We start from the raw sequence: 3,368 nt of genomic DNA, 5'->3' as shown, positions 1-3,368 counted from the left end.
TTAACTTCGAAGACCCCCGATGTGTTGGCGCAGGCCAGGGGCCTGGGACTCGGTATGATCTTGGCCCATCAACATCTGGGGCAGCTGTCGGCGGACCTTCGGGAAGCAGTCCTGGCCAATGCCCGCAGCCGGGTGATCTTCCAGGCGGCTGCGTCAGACGCTGGGCGGCTCGCCAAGGAGCTGGCGCCGCACCTGGGGGCAGCGGACTTGCAGGGGCTGGGTGCGTATGAGGTTGCGGTGTCGCTGTCGGCCGGGGCGCGGGTGGCCCCACCTGCCACCGGCGTGACGCTGCTGCCGCCTCCGGCTACGGGACAGGCCAACATCGTGCGGGCCGCCTCGCGGGATCGCTTCGGGCGAGACCGGGACGAGGTGGAAGCCGCCATCCGGGCACGCCATGACGGTACCAAGCCCGCCGGACGGGTCGGCCGCCGGGAGGTGTCCGAATGAGGCGGGCACTTCCGGCCGCTGTGCCGGTCGCGTCGAGTAGACCTGCGCGTTTGCCGTGGTGGGGTGCGGTTTCCGGGCCAAATGTGCAGACGACTCCCTGGCTTCTTCGTGGGGTGAACTCATGAGCCGGGCATATGTCACCTCCCGTCAAGTGGCGGCACTGGCTGCGACCATCCCGCCTCGGGAGCGAGAGATCCTTACGACGCTATCCGTGGTGCGCGTGGCCACCGGGGCGCAGTTGGTGCGGTTGCATCTGGCGGGCGTCTCGGCGCGGCGGGGCAGGGAGGTGCTGGCCGGGATGGTGGCGCGGCGGCTCCTCGCGCGGCTGCCCCGGCGGATCGGCGGCGTGCGGGCAGGCTCTGCGGGCTTCGTCTACACCCTCGACGTGGCGGCCTTGTGCATCTTGGACCCGGAGCGGTCGCGGTGGCAGCGGCCCTGGCCGGTGGGCTCCTTGTTCCTGGCGCACTCCCTGGCGGTGACAGAGCTGTACACCGCCTTGCGCAAAGCCGAAGCCGCCGGACGGCTGGTGGTGGCGCGCTTCCAGGCGGAACCAGCCAGCTGGCGCAGTTTTTCCGGCCCCGCCGGGCGGATGGTGATCAAGCCGGATGCCCGTGTGGCCTTGCGGCTGGGCCGGTACGAAGACACCTGGATGGTGGAGGTAGACCGGGCGACGGAGTCGCTGCCGACGATCCGGCGCAAAGCGGAGCTGTACATCAAGTACTGGCAGTCCGGCCGGGAGGGCGAGGTCTTTCCCCGCGTGCTGTGGGTGGTGCCGGATGAAGGCCGTCGGCGGCAGCTCTTGGCCGTCCTGGGCCGTCTGCCTGCCGATACCTGGCAATTGTTCACCGTCGCTACCTCGGACGAGGCCGCAGGCCGGATGATCCAGGGGGCGGCGGAATGATGGAGCTACCCCGCAACATCATCCTGACCGGCGATGCCGCCACCCGCCTGGCGGAGTTGCCACCGGCCTCGGTGGACAGTGTGATCACCAGCCCGCCCTACTACGCCCTGAGGGATTACGGGGTGGATGATCAACTAGGCCTTGAGGCCACGGTGGACGACTGGGTAGCGGGCCTTCTGCCAGTCTTCCGCCAGCTGGCCCGGGTGATCAAGCAGACGGGCAGCGTCTGGCTGAACCTGGGCGACAGTTTTTCGAGGCACTCCAAGTACGGGGCGCCGCCGAAGGGGCTGCTCCTGGCGCCGGAGCGGCTGGTGCTGGCGCTGTCGGCGGACGGCTGGATTGTCCGCAATAAGGTGATTTGGAGCAAGACGAACCCCATGCCCTCGTCGATCTCTGACCGCCTGACCCTCACCTATGAAGTGGTGTACTTCCTCACGCGCGGCCCCCGGTATTTCTTCGACCTGGACGCTATCCGGGAGCCGCATCGCTCCGGCGGTGGAAAGAAGGCGGCCAAGGCCGAGTACGCCAAGCCGACGTATCGAGGGCCGCTCGTGGCAAACAACGAGGGCCTGCGGCGGGAACGGCCCGAAGGGCAGCCGGGGCATCCGCTCGGGAAGAACCCCGGGGATGTGTGGCAGCACGCGGCGGGCAATTTCCGGGGAGCACACTTCGCCACCTTCCCGCCGGGCTTGATCCGACGACCGCTCTTGGCGACCTGCCCCGAAGTCGTATGCACGGCCTGCGGCCAGGGCTGGAAACGGCAATACACCGTGCGGAAGCTGTGGAACGCAAAAGATCAGGAAGCGGCGACGGTACGTGAGGCGGGCGACTTCATCCGGTGCGACTGCGAGGCTCCGACTGTTCCGGGCGTGGTGCTTGATCCATTCTTTGGTACGGGGACGGTGGGGGCGGTGGCCTGCCAGAACGGGCGGGACTACATCGGCGTAGAGCTGAACCCGGATTATGTGCAGCTGGCCGAAAAGCGGATCAGGGAGGTCTGCGGGCAGCCAGGAGAACTGGCCGCCTGCCCGGTCTAACTGCCGGGGAGTCCTCCCCGGTGTCGTGCGGCCGAAGTCCTCATCCATAAGGGATGAGCGGCCGCACCCGCACTGAGGAGTCGAAATGAAATAACTTGCGCGTTTCGAACCCTCCACAGGCCTGTGACCTGCGATGATGCTCTCGATCACGTATTTGTTACTTCATTACGTCCTCTGAGGAGGTTTCCGTGACGGAACCGAAAGACCGGCCCGGGGGTCACAAGACCCTGGCGGTGAAATTGCCGAACGCCCTGCACGCCCAGCTTGAGCTGATCGTGCGGGTGGACGGTTCCACCATGGGAGCGGCGCTGTTGGCCGCCGCCGAGTTTTACGTGGAGGCCAAGCGATCCGCGCCGGACTTCGCGGAGAAGGCTCAGGCGGTGATCGCCGAAGCCGAAGCCCAGGCCGCGGCGGCCCGCCAGGCGGTGGAGGCGCTACTGCTTCCGGGGACGCCCGGCGGGCCGGAAAAGCCCGGATCTCGGAGCAAGTGAGGTAGCCGAAAGGGCTACGTCGCGCGGGCGGGCCGGGGGAGGTGCGCATTCGCGTACTTCCCCCGGCCCTCAACACCTTGTTTTTGGCTGTGCAAAGCTGAAAAATGGGCGTCCTAGCCTGTGTCAATTCCTGGAAGAATAACGGGGATTTCGGGTGGGAATTGACATAGGATGGGGCCGGAAAAACGGCCATTTCCTCCACTGGGAAGAATGACCCTCAAGGAAAGGAGTATTTATGGAAGAGGTGCATGAGAATGAAGTACGAGTTGATCGCCCGAACGCGGTAATCTACCTGCGCACCGCCTCCGAGGGGGCGGGCGGCAAAGAATCCCTTGAGCTACAGCGCCAGGCCTGCGAGCAAGCGGCGCGGGAGCTGGGAATGACCGTAGTGTGGGTTTACGCGGACCAAGGCTCCCGCGCTTTCCGGGACCGTCCGGGCCTGCGTTCTATGCTGAGTCTTGTAGCTAAGGAGTCGAAATGAAATAACTTGCG

The 3,368-nt window shown here is 66.2% G+C and carries 4 protein-coding genes and 1 pseudogene; all 5 read left to right on the top strand.

Annotation, left to right across the window (positions count from 1 at the left end; translation table 11 throughout):
* A pseudogene (locus tag AC08OU_RS18850) lies at window positions 1-447 on the top strand (type IV secretory system conjugative DNA transfer family protein); the annotation flags it as partial.
* A gap of 121 nt (window positions 448-568) precedes the next feature.
* A complete protein-coding gene (locus AC08OU_RS18845; protein ID WP_476601528.1) occupies window positions 569-1,348 on the top strand; it encodes a replication-relaxation family protein in 780 nt (259 codons plus the stop codon).
* The gene (locus tag AC08OU_RS18840) at window positions 1,345-2,385 is read left to right on the top strand and encodes a DNA-methyltransferase (protein WP_476601529.1); all 1,041 of its coding nucleotides are present in this window, start codon (window positions 1,345-1,347) and stop codon (window positions 2,383-2,385) included. Before AC08OU_RS18845 ends, AC08OU_RS18840 begins: the two co-directional genes overlap by 4 nt.
* Before the next feature lie 188 nt (window positions 2,386-2,573).
* The gene (locus AC08OU_RS18835; protein WP_462189336.1) at window positions 2,574-2,876 is read left to right on the top strand and encodes a hypothetical protein; all 303 of its coding nucleotides are present in this window, start codon (window positions 2,574-2,576) and stop codon (window positions 2,874-2,876) included.
* 235 nt (window positions 2,877-3,111) lie between these two features.
* Window positions 3,112-3,357 carry a recombinase family protein gene (locus AC08OU_RS18830; RefSeq protein ID WP_476601530.1) on the top strand — a complete coding sequence of 82 codons (246 nt, stop codon included), beginning with the start codon at window positions 3,112-3,114 and terminating at the stop codon, window positions 3,355-3,357.
* The last annotated feature ends 11 nt before the right edge of the window (window positions 3,358-3,368 follow it).

It is taken from the genome of Frankia sp. CcMO1 (genome assembly GCF_977945845.1).
The sequence above is the reverse complement of the archived record's forward strand: the minus strand, read 5'-3'. Positions and strand labels throughout refer to the sequence as shown.